Origin of the sequence: Chitinophaga caseinilytica (genome assembly GCF_038396765.1) — a bacterium.
Lineage (GTDB): Bacteria > Bacteroidota > Bacteroidia > Chitinophagales > Chitinophagaceae > Chitinophaga > Chitinophaga caseinilytica.
The window spans coordinates 4,452,917-4,467,828 of sequence record NZ_CP150096.1 but is presented as its reverse complement, the minus strand read 5'-3'; the positions used below and the strand labels follow the sequence as shown (position 1 = coordinate 4,467,828).

Here is a 14,912-nt window from a genome sequence, read left to right as displayed (position 1 = left end):
TCTATTATGTAAAGGCCACGTTTTATGCCCATGGAATATACTACTGAAGAGCTGATCATCAACGATTCATTCATCAATTATTGTTTAGGCAGGAATGCGGAGGATATCCTTTTTTGGGAAGAGATGGCCCATGCCCGGCCAGACCTGGCGCTCCGCATGCAGGAAGCGGCGGAGATCGTGCTGGGGCTGCACATTATGCTGCAACGGGAAGTGCACGACGGGATGGATGAAACTTCGTTCGAAGCGGAACGGCGTGGCATTTTCAGGCGGATATTGCCCTATGCGGCCGCTGTAGCCGCCGCGGCGCTGGTGGGCTGGCTGGTTTGGGGGATGACGGTCCAGCAGGGCGGGATGCAGCAGGATATGGCCACCCATGGCAAAGGAGCGAATGAAAATAAAAGCGCCCTCACCTATGTGACCCAGCGGGGCGAGCGCCGGTTCTTTGTGCTGCCAGACAGTACCCGCGTTTATCTCGGCGCGGGATCGAACCTGCGGCTGTTGGAAGGTTTTGCGACATTGAACCGCGAAGTGCATTTGAGCGGAGAAGCTTTGTTCGATGTGCCGGCCAACGCGGAATTACCGTTCATCGTCCATAGCCAGGGGCAGGACGTCAACGTACTGGGCACGCTGTTCAACGTAAAAGCTTATCCTGAAGAAGAGATCATCGAAACCTCGCTGATCCGCGGTAAAGTGGAACTGGTACTACCCGGCAGCGATCACCGCTGGCCGCTGCTGCCCAATCAGAAAATGATCGTCAACCGTGCCGGCGGCGATCCGGGGATCGTCAACGGGAAGTCCGGAAAACTGGTACTGTTGCCGCTTTCATATAGCGCCAAAGACAGCGCCGTTATTGAAACGGTGTGGGCGAAAGGGCGGCTCGAAATCGTCAACGAATCGTTCGCGGATATCCGCAAGGAACTGGAAAGATGGTATAATGTAAATATCGATATAAAAGACAAGGCAGTGGAAGGCTATACGTTTACGGCCACATTTACACATGAGAACATAGGAGAAATACTGAAGATTCTGCAGCAAACCTACTATTTCAATTACGAGATTTCAGGCAACAAGATCACCATTACCAAGTAGGCAAAAATAAAAATGGAGAAATGGATTCCGGCCATTCCTCCATGGTTCCAAAACAGGACAAGTTTTCCTGGCGGGAAAGCTATGTCCATATTTTATCAAAATAAACCAAGATCGAAGGTATGAAAAAAATGCCTGTGTTTACCAGTCCGCCGTTACCACGGTGGCGGATCCAAATTTTGCGTATTATGAAAATAAGCGGCATGCTCATGTTGCTCACCGCCCTTCAGCTATCGGCGAAAACTTTTTCGCAAGACAGGCTGAACGTGGATTTCAGGGAAAAGAAACTCGCGGTTGCGCTTAAAGAGCTCGAAAAAAGAACGGAATACCGGTTCGCTTTCAGCAACCAGGTCATATCGGACAACCTGCGGGTGACCGTTTCCGCCAAAGATATGTTCCTGGAAGACGTGCTCCGGCTCATGCTGAGCAATACGGGGCTGGATTTCGAACTGCTGGACAATAAGCTGATCGTTATCCGCTCCGCCGGCAGCCAGCTCGCCTTCCTCACCGTGAAAGGCCGTGTTACCGACAGCACGGGCACGCCCCTGCCCGGGGTCACCATTGCCGCCGGCAAAGGCCTGGGCACCACCACCAACGAAAACGGGGAGTACCAGATCTCGGTAGATGAAAACGGCCAGCTGACCTTCAGCTACATTGGGTTTCTCCCGCAAACCGTGACGGTGAACGGGCGGAGCACCATCGATGTGGTGTTGCAATCGTCTGTAGACCGCCTGTCTGACGTAGTGGTGATCGGTTACGGCAATACCACCAAGCGCAAGCTGAACAGCGCCGTGAGCACGCTTTCGATGGACAACGTGGCGTCGCTGCCCGTGCAATCCATCAACGACGCCATCGCAGGGCGCGTACATGGTGTGATCGTGACCCGCAGCAGCGGCGCGCCGGGCGTGAAAAGCGCCATTTCCATCCGGGGCGGCGGCACACCGTTGTTCGTCATCGACAACATGCTGCGCTCGCAGAACGATTTCGAAAACCTCAACCCCAACGATATCGAGACGTATTCCGTGCTCAAAGACGCCGCTGCCACGGCCATCTACGGCGCACGCGGCGGTAACGGGGTTATCCTTATCACCACCAAGAAAGGAAAGGCCGGCCAGGTGAACATCAACTATTCCTATAACACGATCTTCTCCCAGCCTACACTTTTCCCGAAGAAAATGGGGTCATACGACAACCTGAAAGCCATTAACGACGTCTATATCGCGGAAGGCAAAACACCGCCCACGCACGATACCACCCTACAGTTTTACAAGGACCAGTCCAAACCGTTCATCTATCCCAACACCGACTGGCAAAAGATTGCGTTGAAAGATTACGCGAACGAGCAGCGCCATGATCTTTCCCTGAGCTCCGGCACCAAGCTGCTTACCTATTATGCGTCCGGTTCCTATTACCACCAGGGCACCAATCTGCGGACGGACAATAATTACAACGACCGGATCACTTACCGCCTCAATACCGTCAGCGAATTCGAAAAGATCCAGCTGAAGGTAACCACGGGCATCGATGGTTTCGTGGAAAAGAACTCCCTTCCCAATTCCTCTACGGGTAATGGTTATGGCGCGCTTTACTCCCACATCCAGAACAAAAAGCCCAACCAGCTGGCGTATAATGAATTCGGGCTTCCGTCTATCAACACTACCGACAACCCGGCCGTGGAGCTTTCGCCGCTATCGGGTTATTCCCGGAATACTTCGCGTGTATTCAACGGTATCCTCGGGTTCGACTGGGAGGCGCTGTTCCTGAAAGGGCTGCACTTCAAGGCGAACGGGAACTACAATATGTGGAACTCCATGAGCAAAGCCTGGAACGCCACGGCACCGTCGTACACCAACGGGAGCACCACGCCCCTGCTGGGCAACCCGCCTTCCCTGACTTCCGGGCGCGGAGACGGAAGCACCCTCCTGCTGCAGGGCTTCGTGACCTACAACACTACCTCCAAAGGCCATAATATCGAAGCGATGGCGGGCTATGAGCAAGCCAACGACAAAAGCGGATCGCTGTCGGCCACCCGCCAGCGTTACCAGCTGATGTTCGACCAATACGTGGCTGGGCCTACCGTAGACCAGCTGGCTAGCGGCTCTGAATCGGAAAGCGCGCGTGCAGGCTGGATCGGTAAGCTGGGCTGGAATTACAATAACAAATATTACGTGAACGGGACCGTGCGCTACGACGGCAACGACCTGCTGCCGAAAGAAAAGCAATGGGGCACGTTTTATGCATTCGACGGGGGCTGGTCGTTGCTGGAAGAGGATTTCCTCAAAGGTATCCGCGACCGCAAGTACCTCGATTACCTGAAGCTGCGCGGGTCTTATGGCCTCACGGGCACGCTCGACGGGATCGGCGCCTTCCAGTACGTGCCGGGCTACAACGTGAATGCCAACGCATGGGTGCTGAATGGCCAGCCGATGCAGGGCTCCTCCGAGCCGGGATCGCTGCCCAGCACCAACTTCTCCTGGTACAGCATCCGCAGCCATAACATCGGTATGGACCTCGCTACGCTCGATAACCGCCTGACCGGCGCGGTGGATTATTTCTACATGCGCACCACCGGCTACGTAACGGGCGATACCCGATATTCCGCCACGCTCGGCATCGGCCTGCCGCCGGTGAACTTCGACGATGGTGCGATGCGTCGTGAAGGATGGGAATTCAACCTGACCTGGAACGACAAGATCGGTAAAGACTTTACCTACAAGGTGGGCCTGAACTTCACGAAGTTCGACCAGCTGTGGGAGCGCGCCATCGAGGATACGACGGCGATGAAGAACCCCTATACCCGGTCTTCCGGCCAATCGGCGTACCTGCAGCAAGGCTACTATAACAGAGGGTTTTACCAGAATAACAGCGACCTGTTGTACGGTGCGCGCAGGATTTCGTCGATCAACACCGTGGCCGGCGACCTCGCTTATGAGGATACGAACGGCGATGGCAAGATCGACGGCTCCGATTTCCGGAACCTCGGCAGCAATACGTTCCCGCGGATCAACTACGGCGTAACGCTGGACCTGGGGTATAAAGGAATCACGCTGAGCGCAGTGGTGATGGGCTCCGGCCCCCGCGACCGGTACCTCGGCGATGTGATCCAGGGATCCTCGGCACAGGGGATCCTGGTGTACGACTTCCAGAAAGATTACTGGCGGCCCGATAACAAAGACGCGCGCTATCCCCGCCAGGTTTCCGCCAGCGGCGTGAACGGAGGGAATAACTATACCGGAAGCGATTTCTGGATCCTGAAATCCAGGTTTACCCGCCTGAAATACCTGCAACTGGGCTACGATCTCAAAGAGCGCCTCCTGCGCCATACGGCGGTCCGCCAGTTCAGGGTGTTCCTTTCAGGTACCAACCTGCTCACGATCTCCAACAGTAAAAAGTATTTCATCGATCCGGAATCCGATACCAATAACTATGGATATCCCATCCAGCGGACGATTGCGCTGGGCGTGAACGTAGGTTTCTGATAGTCTGTGCCAGTTAAAAACATCAACATGAAGAAGAATACCATTACCACTTTTACCATATTATCGTTGCTGGCGGCAGCGCCGGCTTGTAAGAAGTCGCTCAATACGCAGCCGTTCGACAAGATCAGTGAAGACGTGATCTGGAGCACCAAAGCCAATGCGGAAACATTCATCTTTTCGACCTACGGCATTATGAACAGTTTCGCCAGCGGCCCCGGTACCGACCCGCGCACCACCAACACCCTTGGTTTCGACGGGATTTACGGTGGTGCGGACGCCATTTTCACGGAAAGGACGGACCGCAATACGGATCAGGGTTTCAATAACTGGGGCGCCATCCGCAGGTGCAACCAGATCATCACGAAAGTCGGCGAGTCTGCCAACATTTCCGCGGCCGACAAAACCGCGCTTATTGCGGAAGGGAAATTCCTCCGCGCCATGTCGTACTTCAACGTGGCACGCAGCATCGGCCGGATCGTGTGGATCGACAAGCTGCTGAAGCCTGAAGACGATCTGAAGCTCCCCAGTACGGCGAACCCCACGGAAACGTACGCCCTCATCATCAAAGACCTGGAAGACGCCATCGCGGGCCTGCCTACGGCTAAAATAGCTGGGCGGGCAAACAAATACGCAGCTGCGGCCCTGCTGTCGGAAGTATGCCTCCAGGCGCTGGCGTACAAAAATTACCCTGCCGCGCCGGCCATACAGGCGAACGATCCCCTGCTCGATAAAGCCATCGCCAACGCGCAGCTCGTGATTAACGAAGGCGGCTATACGATGGAGCCTGATTATGGCGGTATGTTCAACGAAACGAAAGCCACTTCCGGTGAGATCATTTTCGGCATCTACCGCAAATCGATCAACACGAATGTAGACGGTACGCCCATGCAGTTATTTACGCCCAATATCAACAACGACCGCGTAAGCCAGTATGGCGGCAGCCCCGCGCTGAATTCCAACACCGTTTTCGAAGCCTGGGTACAGCACGGCCCTTCGCAGAACATCGCAGACGATTACCTCGTGAAAGACCAGGCCGATCCGTCGAAAGCCCTGCCCTGGGATAAAACTTCGCAGTATCTGGCGGCGATCAATGAAGGCGTGGCCATTCCCACAGACAAAATTCCCCAGGCCGGCGGCGAAACCGCGGTGAAAACCGGGATGATCAAAGCAGGCAGCACGGAAACCGTATGGACGCTGACCAACACCGGCCGCGACGCGCGCTGGAGGGCTTCCATCATCAGCGATTCCACCGACAGGCATTACGGCGAACTGCTCACCACCTGCATCAAGGGAAATGCTACCCGCTGGATGAAGATCAACGGCATGGCATATTATGTGAGCCTGTCGAACATGTACTGGCGCAAAGGAATGTACACCAACGTGTCTCCCCGCCCCTATGTCGGCATCCCTACAGATTACCATTACGTGGTGACGCGCCTCGGCCGCGTATACCTCAACCTCGCGGAAGCTTACCTGTTAAAAGGCGACGTGCCCAATGCCGTGGCCGCTTTCAATAAAACCCGCGACGTACATGGCAAACTGCCCCTGTCTGCCGCTGCCACCTCCGCGGAAGCCTGGAAAGACTATAAAAGAGAAAGAAGGGTCGACCTGGTGATGGAGAACGATTATTACTGGAGCCTCCTGCGCTGGGGCCGCTACGGCGGCAATGCGAACCACGGCAACGTGGCAGGCGGAACGATCCCCGAACTGACGGAAGTTCCGCGCGTGATGGACATCAGCAAAGACAGGACGGCATTTTCCATCGTACAAGGGCCGTTCTACAGTTCCAACAACGTGCGCAATTTCGATAACACGCGGCGGTACCTGTTCCCCATCGCGCAGGGGTACCTGGACCAGAACCCGAAATTCGGCCCGCAGAATCCTAACTGGTAATCATTCCCAAAAAAATCGATCATGAAAAACAACCGACCCATATGGCATGCAGGATGCATGATGATGCTACTCTTTATGTTGACTTCCTGCCTGAAGAAAGACCTGCCGGAATATCCGCTGTGGGACAAAAATGAAATCGACAACGTGTACGTGGAGCACCGGTTCGAAAGCGACCAGGTGTACAACGGCAAGCCCGTGGTGGCTTACCAGCGGCTGAACATTGCCAGCAAAACAGTGGACGCGGCCACGAACACGATCAACATCGTACTGACGGTGCCCGCCGCCAACGGTTCCTTTACGGACGCTGAACGTGCGAAAGTGAGCATCAACAAGCTCTGGGTGTATTTCGATATTTCCACGGCCGCTACCATGCAGGGCACCGGCGGTACCCCACGGCCGGGAGACCCGGCCAACGCGTCGAAGCCGCTGACGTATGAAGTGACGGCCGCCAACGGTCAGAAGAAAACCTGGACCGTCAACCTCAGTTTGTAAAATATGTTCACTGTAATTTGATAAGCAACGGAGTCGCCTCATGTCTATGGGGCGATTCCTTTTAGGTGATCTACCTGAATCCTAATGTAATGATGAATAAAAATGAAAAACCCTCCAGTTTTCACTGGAGGGTCTCTTTTGTGACCGCGTCAGGATTCAAACCTGAAACCTTCTGATCCGTAGTCAGATGCTCTATTCAGTTGAGCTACGCAGCCATTCCATTTGTATTGAACGGGATGCAAATGTAGGGAAGTTTTTCATTTCTGCAAATCTTTCTCCCCCTTTTTTTCAGCAATTTACATTTTACATTTACTTTTGACGGCAGTAACAAAACGCTGAAACCCGTGAAAATACAGCTTTGGAGCATAGGTAAGGAAAATGATGCGTGGATCGATGAAGGGATCAAAATATTCCGGAAAAGATTGCAGCACTACACCGATTTTGATATCAAACTGATCCCGACGGTGAAGCAGGCGGCGAGCCTTTCCATCCCGGAATTGAAAAAACAGGAGGGAAAGATCATTCTCGATATGCTGCAACCGCAGGATTATCTCCTCGCGCTCGACGAGCGCGGCAAAGCCTTCAGTACCCTGCAACTGGCGGATTTTCTCCGGCAGCGGAACAATGCCGGCACGCGCCAGCTCATCGTGCTGATCGGCGGGGCTTTCGGGATAGATGCCGCGGTGCTGCAACGCGCCAATGTGCAAATGTCATTGTCCGACCTGACGTTCCCCCACCAGATCGTCCGCCTTATCATGACCGAGCAGCTTTACAGGGCGTATACCGTCCTCAATAATGAGAAGTATCACCATCAATGATTATATTTACGGATTAATTACCATCCAGCTTATGAGCATTACCCTCATCATCATCGTTATCACTTCCCTTGTTTCCATTACGACCTTCACCCGGCCGGGAGACATGGAGAAGCTCAGTTTCTGGCCTTACCAGGTGAATCACCGCAATCAATATTATCGATTCTTCACCTCCGGTCTTGTGCACCGCGATTTCATGCACCTGTTCTTCAACATGCTGTCGCTGTACTTTTTCGGGGACTATATTTCCTTCTATTTCGAAAGGGTGCTGGGCAGTGTGTATTACTTCCCGCTGCTGTACGTGCTGGGCCTCGTATTGCCCGACGTAGCGAATTATTTCAAGTATAAGGATGTATACGGCTACCAGTCGATCGGCGCATCCGGCGCGGTGTCTGCCGTGTTGTTCTCCTGTGTGCTGTTCGACCCCTGGCAGAAGATCGGGCTGTATTTCTTCATCCCGATGTGGTTCATCCTGTACGCCGTGCTGTACCTGGTGTATTCGGCGTATATGTCGCGCCGCGGGGGCGACGGGATCGACCATAGCGCGCACTTCTGGGGCGCCGTGCTGGGCCTGGTGTTTCCCATCGTCATCAAGCCTGCCGTGTTCACGTACTTCCTGCAGCGCCTGCTGAATCCCTGATCAGCGGGTTGTTTCCATCTTCAAAACGAGTATCTGCTCCGTATGTTCCGTGACGCGGAAACGGTGGTCCAGGCGCATGCCCATCACCCACACGATCCGTTTGTCCGATTCCAGCACCCATACCTTTTCCTTTTCGGGAAGGGATAGCTTTTGATCGATGAACAGCCGGCTGAGTTTCTTCTTTTTATTGAGGCCGAGCGGATAGCAGTAGTCGCCCGTTTTCCATTTTCGAATCATAAGCGGGAACGAAAGTTCCGACGCGTTGAGGTAAGCCACGTCCGCATCTGCGGGAATGGGGCGGCCATCATATTTTTCTTCGCGCAGCGTGATGCGGAAACCCGGAAGCAGCACTTCCCGCTGGCCGGCTTCGATGAGGAAATGGGCGGACAGCGCTTCCTGCAGCGGCGTAACGATGAGCCATTTGCGGTCGCGGACGATGCGGTGCGTGGCGGTGGTGACGAACTTGCCGGGGCCCGCTTCCAGCAGGTCTACGGCCTGCGCGGCGAGGTGGGTATTGCAGCCGAAGGGCTTGAGCAGTTCGTACGCGATGGTTGCCAGCGGCCGTACCTGTTTCAGTTTCAGCACGGGGATGAAATACTCCTCCCCTTTTTTCTCCACGAGTTTCTTCCGATACCCTTCCACCGCTTGCTGGTACAGCATTTCCGCTTCCCGGAAACGTTGGATGGACGCGCCCGTCTGGCGCACCACGTCGGGATACGCTTCCCGCAGCGGCGGCAGCACGTGGTGCCGGAAATAGTTCCGCGTGTATTTATCGGATGCGTTGGAGCTGTCTTCCACGAAAGCCAGTTGCTCCGCCATCATATATCCTGCAATATCTTCCCGCGTGGCGAACAGCAGCGGCCTTACGAGCGCGCCCTGTTTCGGCAGGATGCCGTGGAGGCCGGAAATCCCCGTTCCTTTGGACAGGTTCATCCAGAGCGTTTCCACGCTGTCTTGCATATGATGCGCCGTAGCAACGGCGTCCAGACCGGTCTGGACGCGCAGTTCCTCCAGCCAGGCGTACCGCAGTTCCCGCGCGGCTTCCTGGATGGAAAGCTTCCCGGCGGATGCATATTCGTTTGTGTCGAAATGTCTGACATGGAAAGGGACGTTCAGTTGGGCGGCGAAATTGCGGACGAAGGTTTCGTCGCGGCCGGATTCTTCGCCTCTGAGCCGGAAGTTGCAATGCGCGATCTGGATGGGGATGCCGGAGGCGTGCAGCAGGTGCGCGAGCGCCACGGAATCGGCACCTCCGCTTACGGCTACGAGCAGCGTGGCGCCGGCGGGGCCGATGGCTTCGCGGTCCATGAACGCGCGCAGGGCGGTGCGGAAGCTCGCGGCGTCGAAGGGGTTAAAGGTCTTCATGGGCGGCCTGGAGTTCGTTGTAAGCGTGCATGTCGCGCTGCTGGCGGGCCATGTCCATTCCTTTTTCGTACGTGGCGGCGGCGGCGTCCCGTTCGCCGAGGCGCTCGAGCACTTTGCCGAGATGGAAGTAAGAGCCTACGTAGGCGGGGTCTGCGGCCAGGAGGGCTTCGAACGTGGCGCGGGCGGCCGCGTCGTCATTGATCTTCACGTATTCGAGGGCCAGGGCATGACGCAGGAAGCTGTCTGCCGGCGCGCTTTCAAGAAATGATTTTATTTGTGCGATTTTGTCCATGTGGTCGATTTCTAAGCAATATGTTAAACGTATCGTGGCTGCTGATGGCTGAACCCCTAAATCCCATATATTTGTAAATACTGCATTTTTCACCAAAACCAGTAAACGGATATGAAGATCTTAGTATGTATCAGTAAAACGCCCGACACAACTGCAAAAATAGCTTTCACGGACAATAACACGAAATTCAGTGAGGCGGGAGTGCAGTTCATCATCAACCCGTACGACGAGTGGTATGCGCTGGTAAGGGCGCTGGAGCTGAAGGAAACCCAGGGCGCCACGGTGCATTTGATCACCGTGGGCGGTGCCGATACCGAAGCTGTTATCCGCAAGGCGCTGGCACTCGGGGGCGACGAAGCTTTCCGCGTGAATGCCGATAGCCAGGATAGCTTCTACATCGCTTCGCAGATCGCGGCGGTGGCCAAACAGGAACAATACGACATCATATTTACCGGTAAGGAAACGATCGATTATAACGGTTCTTCCGTGGGCGGCATGGTAGCGGAGCTGCTGGGCCTGCCTTTCGTTTCCATCGCCAGCAAACTGGACGTGAGCGGCACTACCGCTACGCTGAAACGCGAGATCGAAGGCGGTGAGGAAGTGGTGGAAGTGAGCCTGCCGCTGGCACTGAGCGCGCAGAAAGGCATGGCGGAAGCGCGTATCCCCAATATGCGTGGTATCATGGCGGCGCGGACCAAGCCCCTGAAGGTGGTGGAGCCCGTAGCGGTGGATGCATTGACTTCCATCGTATCGTTCGAGCTGCCCCCGGCAAAGGCGGGCGTGAAAATGATCGCGGCAGACCAGGTGGAAGAGCTCGCCCGTTTGCTGCATGAAGAAGCCAAGGTGATCTAAGGCCTACCCTTTCCATCAATTCATTACCAACAAAAAAGAAGAAAATGTCAGTCATCATATTTGCCGATCAATTCCAGGGAAAAGTTAAGAAATCAGCGAACGAAGCCGTGCAGTACGGCGCCCAAATCGCGCAGCAGCTGGGCGTTCCGGCCATTGCGGTAGCCGTTGGGGAAATCGACAATGCGGAGCTCGCGGCGCTGGGCCAGTACGGCGCGTCGAAAGTATTGCATGTGGCGGATGCGCGGCTCAACGAGCCGGAATCCGGCGCAGTAACTAAGTTAATGGCGGAAGCCGTAGCAAAGGAAAACGGGTCGGTGATCGTGTTTTCGCACAACTTCGCGGGCCGTTCCATCGCGCCGCAGCTGTCGGCCAAACTGAAAGCTGGCTTCGTGGCGGGCGCCATCGGTATGCCGGATACTTCGGCAGGTTTCGTGGTGAAGAAAAACGTGTTTTCCGGGAAGGCGTTCGCGAACGTGAATATTACTACCGAAAAGAAAATCGTGTCCGTGATGCCCAATACCTTTTCGTTGAGCCCCGGCAGCGGCAGTGCTTCCGTGGAGGCGTTTGCGGCGGGTTTGAGCGATGCGGATTTCCGGATCAAAACGCTGAAAGTGGAAACCGTGAGCGGCGAAGTGCCGTTGACGGAGGCCGAGATCGTGGTGAGCGGCGGCCGTGGCCTCAAAGGCCCCGAGCACTGGGGGATCGTGGAAGATCTCGCGCATGCGCTGGGCGCGGCTACCGCGTGCAGCCGCCCGGTGGCCGACGCCGGCTGGAGGCCGCATCATGAGCACGTGGGCCAGACCGGTTTTACCGTGCGCCCCAACCTCTACATCGCCATCGGCATTTCCGGCGCCATCCAGCACCTGGCGGGCGTGAACGGTAGCAAAACCATCGTCGTGATCAACAAAGACCCCGAAGCGCCGTTCTTCAAGGCGGCCGATTATGGGATCGTGGGAGATGCCTTCGATGTGGTGCCGAAGCTGACCGAAGCTGTAAAGAAATATAAAGGGAATTAATGATAATGTGCTGACTGCCGCCCGTTCGTACAGCCGCAGCCGGAAAATAAAACCGGCTTCCTGCGCGAACAGCGGCAGTCACGCTTTTTCTATATCGAATATTTTTCTAACTTCACGTCTTATACACGTTTAATTGTGAGCGCTTACGCATAATGACCGTATGAGAAAAATAGAATTGGAAATAGTCGCACTGTCGCACAGTATAACACAAACCCATTCTTATGCCGTTGTACTTGGAGAAGTGAACGGATTGAGAAGGCTTCCCATCGTAATCGGAGGGTTTGAAGCGCAAGCTATTGCGGTGGCGTTGGAAAAGATGCAACCCAGCCGCCCGTTGACCCATGATCTTATGAAAAACTTCATGAATGCGTTTAATGTTGAGCTGCATGAAGTGGTGATCAGCAATCTCCAGGAAGGTATTTTTTACTCAAAGCTGGTTTGCTCCAATAACGACGATACTATCGAGATCGATTCGCGGACTTCCGACGCTTTGGCCCTGGCCGTGCGATTCGGCTGCCCGATCTACACATACGAGAACATCCTCAACAGCGCCGGTATTTTACTGGACGACCCCGGTAAGAAGACTACCAAGGCGACCGGCACGCCCTCCATTTCTGAGCATGAAAAAGGCGCAGAAGACGATCTGAAAGCCCTGAACCTCGACGAGCTGAACACGCTGCTGCAGGAGGTTTTGGAGCAGGAAGACTACATCCGCGCCATCGCCATCCGCGACGAGATCAACAGCCGTAAAAGCAAATAACCGGAAGTGATCGTTTTTCCCAATTGCAAGATCAACCTGGGCCTGCACATCCTGCGGAAGCGGGACGATGGTTTTCATGACCTGGAAACCGTCTTCTATCCCCTGCCCGTCCGCGATGCGCTGGAAGTGATAACCGCGCCTGCACTGGCTTTCAGTCAATCGGGAATTGCCATTCCCGGCGATGCGGCGGATAACCTTTGCATGCGGGCTTACCAGTTGCTGAAGGCCGATTTTCCTGAATTGCCCGCCGTGCATATCCATTTGCACAAGGTGATCCCTACCGGCGCGGGTTTGGGCGGCGGATCGGCAGATGGCGCATTTACCCTCGCTTTACTGAATACGAAATACAATCTGGGGCTGGACGAGGCCCGGCTGATGGGTTATGCCGCGCAGCTGGGGAGCGACTGCCCGTTTTTCATCCGCAACCAGGCGAGCCTGGGCCAGGGGCGCGGCGAGATCCTTTCGTCTTTCCCCGTAGACCTTTCCAGGTACTCGTTTTTGCTGGTGCATCCTGGTATCCATGTGAACACGGGTTGGGCGTTCGGGCAATTGCGGCCGGGTGCGCCGGAGGTGCCGTTGTCGGCCATTGACTGGAAAGACGTAAGAAGCTGGAAAGGGCGTTTGACGAATGATTTTGAGGCGCCGGTATTTACGAAACATTCGGAGATCGCTGCGATACGCGACCGGATGTACGACACAGGGGCGGTTTATGCGAGTATGAGCGGCAGTGGATCGGCGGTGTACGGGATTTTTGAAGTGGGGAAAGTGCCGGACCTGAAGTGGAAGGAAGGGTATTTTGTGTTTAGGGGATGATGGGTTGGAATTGTTGCAAGGTTATTATAGATGCGATCGGTTACCAATGGTAACCGATTTGTGTTTTTGCAGGGTGCGTTGTTTTTTCCGGCATCAGGAAAGGCGGCTGGAGCTGCGGGAGGATTTTCGGCTTGTGTTTAGGGGATGACAGGTTTTTCTTGAAAATTGAATTGATGAGTTGTCACAGGATTAAAAATGATATGATCGGTTACCATGGTAACCGATTTGTGTTTTTCAAGGATATATAGTTACCCACATCAGGAAAGGCGACTTGATTTACAGGAAGATTGCTGGCTATGGCTTCTCCAGGTGAAGTTCTGCTGAAGAAATTGATGTTGATGGCAATTTAAGAACTACAGAAAGCTTTCGCAGGAGGTGGCCTGTCTATTTAGTTGGCCCGAATACGACGAAAGGGTGTATTTTTGCCGCCGTCTACGGAAAGCGTGGACGATGAGTTTTGAAAGATAGGTTGGAAGTGGGTTGATAACGGGTTATGGGAGGACTGGGAATGGGAAAGTCAGGGGCATAAAAAAACCGGTCACATTGTAACCGGTTGATTTATAGCGATGTTGAATCGACTTATTTTACAGAAGCTACGAGAGATTTAAAAGTCTCAGGTTCGTTCATGGCGAGGTCAGCCAGAACTTTACGGTTGAGACCAATATTCTTTTCGGTCAGTCTGTGAATGAGCTGAGAGTAGGTCATTCCTTCGGCACGGGCGGCGGCGTTGATACGCGCGATCCACAGCGTCCGGTATTCTCTTTTCTTCAGTTTGCGACCTACGTAGCTATATGTGAGCCCTTTCTCCAGTACGTTTTTGGCTACGGTATATACGTTTTTACGTTTACCGTAGAATCCTTTGGCTTGCTTCAGGATCTTCTTTCTTCTGGCTCTGGACGCAACTGCGTTTACGGAACGAGGCATGTTATGCTTTTTAAAACTTGTTTAACGAAAATTAATGAGTTAGCGAAGTACGAGCATACGCTTTACCAGGTTCAGATTGGCATCTGCTACCAGGCTACTTCCTCTGAGAGAACGTTTCCTTTTGTTTGACTTTTTGGTCAACAGGTGACTTTTGTATGCTTTCGGACGTTTGATCGCTCCGCTGCCGGTCACCGTAAACGTCTTCTTCGCACGGCTATGAGTCTTTACTTTAGGCATCTTACTACGAATTTGGTCTGCAAAGGTAGTTATTTATTTTACAAATAGCGCAAACAGCATAAAAAAATAAAATATTGCCGGTACACAGAAAAAAAGTTAACATTTTTTCCACTTCAATAATCATTTGAAAGTCAACCCGCCAATACTCTATTAACCATACTTAACTGCAATTTTAACGCGTACCGGTAAATTTATATTTTTGGATATAACCATATTATGATTAATTTTAAATTCAGAATTTCTAAAAT

General features: G+C 53.9%; 14 protein-coding genes and 1 tRNA gene. 10 read left to right on the top strand and 5 right to left on the bottom strand.

Features of this window, described 5'->3' with window-relative positions; genetic code table 11:
* Positions 1-30 precede the first annotated feature (30 nt).
* The 4 genes from WJU22_RS18260 (at position 31) to WJU22_RS18245 (ending at position 6,950) form a co-directional block, all read left to right on the top strand.
* Positions 31-1,089, top strand: a complete 1,059-nt coding sequence (locus WJU22_RS18260) for a FecR family protein (protein ID WP_341839605.1) — start codon at positions 31-33, stop codon at positions 1,087-1,089.
* A gap of 185 nt (positions 1,090-1,274) precedes the next feature.
* Entirely contained in the window at positions 1,275-4,565 is a 3,291-nt protein-coding gene (locus tag WJU22_RS18255; RefSeq protein WP_341839604.1) for a TonB-dependent receptor, read from the top strand.
* 27 nt (positions 4,566-4,592) lie between these two features.
* Complete coding sequence (locus WJU22_RS18250; protein WP_341839603.1) at positions 4,593-6,458, top strand: RagB/SusD family nutrient uptake outer membrane protein; 1,866 nt, start codon at positions 4,593-4,595, stop codon at positions 6,456-6,458.
* A gap of 21 nt (positions 6,459-6,479) precedes the next feature.
* Entirely contained in the window at positions 6,480-6,950 is a 471-nt protein-coding gene (locus tag WJU22_RS18245; RefSeq protein WP_341839602.1) for a DUF5018-related domain-containing protein, read from the top strand.
* A gap of 141 nt (positions 6,951-7,091) precedes the next feature.
* On the opposite strand, the gene WJU22_RS18240 is transcribed toward WJU22_RS18245, so the two are convergent.
* Positions 7,092-7,165 (bottom strand) — tRNA-Arg (locus WJU22_RS18240).
* Between the two features lie 129 nt (positions 7,166-7,294).
* Here WJU22_RS18240 and WJU22_RS18235 point away from each other — a divergent pair.
* Positions 7,295-7,768, top strand: coding sequence for a 23S rRNA (pseudouridine(1915)-N(3))-methyltransferase RlmH (locus WJU22_RS18235; protein ID WP_126243632.1), 474 nt, complete (start codon positions 7,295-7,297; stop codon positions 7,766-7,768).
* Positions 7,746-8,405, top strand: coding sequence for a rhomboid family intramembrane serine protease (locus WJU22_RS18230; RefSeq protein ID WP_341839601.1), 660 nt, complete (start codon positions 7,746-7,748; stop codon positions 8,403-8,405). Before WJU22_RS18235 ends, WJU22_RS18230 begins: the two co-directional genes overlap by 23 nt.
* Here WJU22_RS18230 and tilS read toward each other — a convergent pair whose 3' ends face one another.
* The gene (gene tilS, locus WJU22_RS18225; RefSeq protein ID WP_341839600.1) at positions 8,406-9,770 is read right to left on the bottom strand and encodes a tRNA lysidine(34) synthetase TilS; all 1,365 of its coding nucleotides are present in this window, start codon (positions 9,768-9,770) and stop codon (positions 8,406-8,408) included. It lies immediately after the preceding gene.
* Complete coding sequence (locus tag WJU22_RS18220) at positions 9,757-10,062, bottom strand: tetratricopeptide repeat protein (RefSeq protein ID WP_341839599.1); 306 nt, start codon at positions 10,060-10,062, stop codon at positions 9,757-9,759. The genes tilS and WJU22_RS18220 overlap by 14 nt, the downstream gene beginning before the upstream one ends.
* 111 nt (positions 10,063-10,173) lie before the next feature.
* On the opposite strand from WJU22_RS18220, the gene WJU22_RS18215 reads away from it, so the two are divergent.
* From WJU22_RS18215 to ispE, 4 genes are all read left to right on the top strand, one after another.
* The gene (locus WJU22_RS18215) at positions 10,174-10,914 is read left to right on the top strand and encodes an electron transfer flavoprotein subunit beta/FixA family protein (protein WP_341839598.1); all 741 of its coding nucleotides are present in this window, start codon (positions 10,174-10,176) and stop codon (positions 10,912-10,914) included.
* A 44-nt stretch (positions 10,915-10,958) separates the two neighbouring features.
* A complete protein-coding gene (locus WJU22_RS18210; RefSeq protein WP_341839597.1) occupies positions 10,959-11,930 on the top strand; it encodes an electron transfer flavoprotein subunit alpha/FixB family protein in 972 nt (323 codons plus the stop codon).
* Between the two features lie 160 nt (positions 11,931-12,090).
* A complete protein-coding gene (locus WJU22_RS18205; RefSeq protein ID WP_341839596.1) occupies positions 12,091-12,690 on the top strand; it encodes a bifunctional nuclease family protein in 600 nt (199 codons plus the stop codon).
* A gap of 6 nt (positions 12,691-12,696) precedes the next feature.
* On the top strand, positions 12,697-13,503 hold the full coding sequence (gene ispE / locus WJU22_RS18200) for a 4-(cytidine 5'-diphospho)-2-C-methyl-D-erythritol kinase (protein WP_341839595.1): 807 nt from the start codon (positions 12,697-12,699) through the stop codon (positions 13,501-13,503).
* Between the two features lie 579 nt (positions 13,504-14,082).
* Here ispE and rplT read toward each other — a convergent pair.
* Positions 14,083-14,427, bottom strand: coding sequence for a 50S ribosomal protein L20 (gene rplT, locus WJU22_RS18195; protein WP_126243624.1), 345 nt, complete (start codon positions 14,425-14,427; stop codon positions 14,083-14,085).
* Between the two features lie 39 nt (positions 14,428-14,466).
* A complete protein-coding gene (gene rpmI / locus WJU22_RS18190; RefSeq protein ID WP_109700507.1) occupies positions 14,467-14,664 on the bottom strand; it encodes a 50S ribosomal protein L35 in 198 nt (65 codons plus the stop codon).
* Positions 14,665-14,912 lie beyond the last annotated feature (248 nt).

Excerpts from the sequence above, each read along its gene's own strand:
- rpmI (WP_109700507.1), bottom strand. The coding sequence starts at position 14,664 with ATGCCTAAAGTAAAGACTCATAGCCGTGCGAAGAAGACGTTTACGGTG.
- WJU22_RS18245 (WP_341839602.1), top strand. The coding sequence starts at position 6,480 with ATGAAAAACAACCGACCCATATGGCATGCAGGATGCATGATGATGCTA.
- WJU22_RS18255 (WP_341839604.1), top strand. The coding sequence starts at position 1,275 with ATGAAAATAAGCGGCATGCTCATGTTGCTCACCGCCCTTCAGCTATCG.
- WJU22_RS18220 (WP_341839599.1), bottom strand. The coding sequence starts at position 10,062 with ATGGACAAAATCGCACAAATAAAATCATTTCTTGAAAGCGCGCCGGCA.
- WJU22_RS18250 (WP_341839603.1), top strand. The coding sequence starts at position 4,593 with ATGAAGAAGAATACCATTACCACTTTTACCATATTATCGTTGCTGGCG.
- rplT (WP_126243624.1), bottom strand. The coding sequence starts at position 14,427 with ATGCCTCGTTCCGTAAACGCAGTTGCGTCCAGAGCCAGAAGAAAGAAG.
- WJU22_RS18205 (WP_341839596.1), top strand. The coding sequence starts at position 12,091 with ATGAGAAAAATAGAATTGGAAATAGTCGCACTGTCGCACAGTATAACA.
- WJU22_RS18260 (WP_341839605.1), top strand. The coding sequence starts at position 31 with ATGGAATATACTACTGAAGAGCTGATCATCAACGATTCATTCATCAAT.
- WJU22_RS18215 (WP_341839598.1), top strand. The coding sequence starts at position 10,174 with ATGAAGATCTTAGTATGTATCAGTAAAACGCCCGACACAACTGCAAAA.
- WJU22_RS18230 (WP_341839601.1), top strand. The coding sequence starts at position 7,746 with ATGAGAAGTATCACCATCAATGATTATATTTACGGATTAATTACCATC.
- tilS (WP_341839600.1), bottom strand. The coding sequence starts at position 9,770 with ATGAAGACCTTTAACCCCTTCGACGCCGCGAGCTTCCGCACCGCCCTG.
- WJU22_RS18210 (WP_341839597.1), top strand. The coding sequence starts at position 10,959 with ATGTCAGTCATCATATTTGCCGATCAATTCCAGGGAAAAGTTAAGAAA.